The sequence below is a fragment of the bacterium endosymbiont of Bathymodiolus sp. 5 South genome (assembly GCF_900128535.1).
In the GTDB taxonomy this organism is placed as follows: domain Bacteria; phylum Pseudomonadota; class Gammaproteobacteria; order PS1; family Pseudothioglobaceae; genus Thiodubiliella.
Genome location: NZ_FQTR01000169.1, coordinates 1 through 3,393, shown reverse-complemented (window position 1 = coordinate 3,393; position 3,393 = coordinate 1). Strand labels below are relative to the sequence as shown.

Genomic DNA, 3,393 nt, shown 5'->3' with positions numbered 1-3,393 from the left:
CAAATCCAATTTTTGCCCAATTGGTGATTTCTTTAAACCTTGTCCTAGCAGGGCTAAGGCTGGGTTTAAAAAATTGCCAAGTGGGTGAAAAGTGGGTTTCTGATGATTGTTCCTATTTATGCAAAGGCCTCTCCTAAGCAAAACACACTGAGTAAACATCATGATGAATTCTAGTGGCTAAACGCGTGCGAATACCGCTAAAAACATCATGCCACTGAGCTTTGCTAATCCGTATTCATCATGAGAGCGTGGGTTAAACAAACATACCAATGGCTCCAAGCAAATGGCATTTGATCATTTATCACAAAAGCAAGTTAACAAGGCTGTTGCCTTGTTGAATAATCAACCAAGCAAAAGCCCAGATTATCAAACACCATAAGCGGCGTTTGAATCAGGTGCAACTTATGAGTAAAAAAAAGTTGGGTTTAGCATCTGAATTTAGATTCAAAAATTAAAGGGGCATTAACATGTTTTTTCAAGAAAATATCTTACCGGTATCACGCTAATGAATCCAAAAAAATTGTGCCAGTCACGAATTGCCCCGAAGGAACGAATGATGGCAGTTATTTTTGCACACAAACCCCAGACAAGTCGTACGAACCCCTTGCCAGTTGGAGACAGTGGTGGTGCTGTTACCTTTAAAGAAGATAACGAGTATTGCATTCTTGGTGTTATTAGTACGCCAAATTATTACCCTCGATTAGGGTTTTTAGCTACCAGAAAATGGTTGAATAAAAAGGTCTCTCTTAATATATCAGACACCACTTAGTCGTTTATCTGTATACTTCTTGGCGTTAAGTCAAACCTTTTGTTTGCTGTTGGGAAAAAGGCGAAAGCGTTTAACAAGACTAACAAGAGATGATTTCTGTAGGGCACCCCAGAAACCCTAGTGCGATTTAAGGAATGCAGAAAATAGTGCCTTTTTTATTCAAAAATGAAGAGAATATCCAACTATTTAACGAGTTTTTGGGTGAAAAATCGTTATTTTATGTATTTCATAAATTGTGCTGGGTTTTTTGAAGGCACTCTACAGATGTTAAGTTTATTTAATTTATAATTAGAAAAAAATGAAAATAATAAAATTGTATGTCTTAAGTTTGCTGTTTGTTGGCAGTTTTAATGTGTTAGGCGCTGAATGCAAGGTTAAAAATAAAGATTTAACATATGAAATCACATCATCAGTTTATTCAAATAATACCAAAATCGGAACTTGTAAATGCAAAGCAGGATATGAGTTTAAGATTAACCCCCCTCTCCCTATGGGAGTATTATTGGTTGCAGGAAAAGATAATTTATTTACAGAGCCATCTGGTTTAGCAAAAGAAGGAAAGGAGCTGCAGTGCGTTATATCAAAAGATGACACAAAACTATCGACAAATGATTGGGTCATACCTATTTCTATATTGTCTGCAGTAGCTATTACTGTGCCGATTAATTATCTTATATTCAAGAGATTAGAATCGTCGAGCAACACCCCAACAAATACAATTGAAATGCTTGATCGTCATCTACTTCCAGAAAATCAACTACAAAGTGTTGAGAGAAACATTTACTCTAAACTTGATACAAGTAGGGTGGCTCCTTCTAATGAAAATACTCCTGCTGACTTTGGTAGAAATACTAATGATAACTTTAATATTAGTGAAAATACTAATGATAACTTTAATATTAGTGAGCATACTTTTGTTGACTCTAATGTTATTGAAGATACCGATGTTAACTCTAACCTTATTGAAAATACTGGCGCTAGTAATGAAACTATTTACACTAGTATTGATGGTGATAGCGTACATACACCACTTAATGGTGGGGCAACTGGTGGACCGGGGGGCTTACCAAGTACTACCGCCGATGCTGGAATAAGGACTGCTCCCCCTGTTCCAGAAAGGGGATATCGTGAAATATCATCTAATGTGCGTGGCAAATGCAATATATTATAAGAGACCTTTGCATAAATAGGAACAATCATCAGAAACCCACTTTTCACCCACTTGGCAATTTTTCCAGCGACACCTAGCAGTCCTCTAGGAGGAAAAACCCAGCCTTAGCTCTACTAGGACAAGGTTTAAAGAAATCACCAATTGGGCAAAAATTGGATTTTGCCAATCATCCCTATTTATGCAAAGGCCTCATATCGTGTTTCAATATTAGCAACAATGGCTATTCTCTACAACCATTAAAAAAATAGCTGCTGATCTCAATAAATGGGGTTAGCTTTGTTAATACAGGCGAGTTTTTTGAGAGTTGAGCTATTCTCCTTATTTTTGGGTAATAAATGCACTATTTTCTGCACCCTCTAAATCGCACTAGGGTTTTTAGGAGTGCCCTTAAAGTTATTGCTTGTAATTTAACTAGGGTGTCTAATATTTACAAAAATTTAATAGCGACTTAAGGGTTATTGGATTTTTTTTAACAAAAAAACCAAAATAAGCAATAAAAAGTAAGGATATAGCTGCCTTGTAAATGGAAATTGTATTTTTATGAATTTTTTTTGATTTGTTTGAAAAAAAATAGAAATTTTTTAAATTTTAGGGGGTATTTTTGGGCTTGTACAGTAGCCTCTCTAGTCTAATATATATTTCATTTTGCTCCACTTCTTGATATATCAGGCACCACTCAGTCATTTATCGGTATACTCTTTGATGTTAATGTTTTCTGTTAGGAAAAAGGCGAAAGCGTTATTTGATGTATTTCGTAAATTGTGCTGGGTTTTTTGAGGGCACTCTAAGATGTTAAGTTTATTTAATTTATAATTAGAAGAAAATGAAAATAATAAAATTGCATGTCTTAAGTTTGCTGTTTGTTGGCAGTTTTAATGTGTTAGGCACCGAATGTAAGATTAAAAATAAAGATTTAATATATGAAGTTACATCATCAATTTATTCATATTCAAATGTTACTAAAACTGGAAATTGTAGATGCAAAACAGGATATGAGTTTATGATTAACCCTGCTCTCTCTATAAGAAGATTATCAGCCTCAGGAAAAGATAATTTATTTACAGAGTCACCCGGTTTAGAAAAAGGAAAGAAGCTACAGTGTGTTATAGCAAAATATGACATAGAACTATCGACAGATGATGATGATGATGATGTACAAATATCAACAGCTGCTTGGGTAATACCTACTTCCCTGTTATCTATAGCAGTTGGTACTATATCTTATAATGCTATTAAGTCGTATTATGATATTTCTAGAAATACTCATAATTCTACAGATACAATTGAAATGCTTGATCGTCATCTACTTCCAGAAAATCAACTACGAAGTGTTGAGAGAAACATTTACTCTAAACTTGATACAAGTAGGGTGGCTCCTTCTAATGAAAATACTCCTGCTGACTTTGGTAGAAATACTAATGATAACTTTAATATTAGTGAAAATACTAATGAT

Annotated in this window: 3 protein-coding genes; all 3 read left to right on the top strand. The window is 34.6% G+C overall.

Going from position 1 to position 3,393, the window contains the following annotated elements; all coding sequences use genetic code 11:
- Positions 1 to 556: 556 nt before the first annotated feature.
- On the top strand, positions 557 to 769 hold the full coding sequence (locus BBROOKSOX_RS09640) for a hypothetical protein (protein ID WP_218973727.1): 213 nt from the start codon (positions 557 to 559) through the stop codon (positions 767 to 769).
- A gap of 298 nt (positions 770 to 1,067) precedes the next feature.
- On the top strand, positions 1,068 to 1,940 hold the full coding sequence (locus BBROOKSOX_RS09635; RefSeq protein WP_139661446.1) for a hypothetical protein: 873 nt from the start codon (positions 1,068 to 1,070) through the stop codon (positions 1,938 to 1,940).
- Between the two features lie 823 nt (positions 1,941 to 2,763).
- A partial coding sequence (locus tag BBROOKSOX_RS09630) for a hypothetical protein (RefSeq protein ID WP_139661444.1) occupies positions 2,764 to 3,393 on the top strand: 630 nt, incomplete at its 3' end.

Bases quoted from the DNA above. Each gene is read 5' to 3' on its own strand.
- BBROOKSOX_RS09635 (WP_139661446.1), top strand. From the start codon at position 1,068: ATGAAAATAATAAAATTGTATGTCTTAAGTTTGCTGTTTGTTGGCAGT.
- BBROOKSOX_RS09640 (WP_218973727.1), top strand. From the start codon at position 557: ATGGCAGTTATTTTTGCACACAAACCCCAGACAAGTCGTACGAACCCC.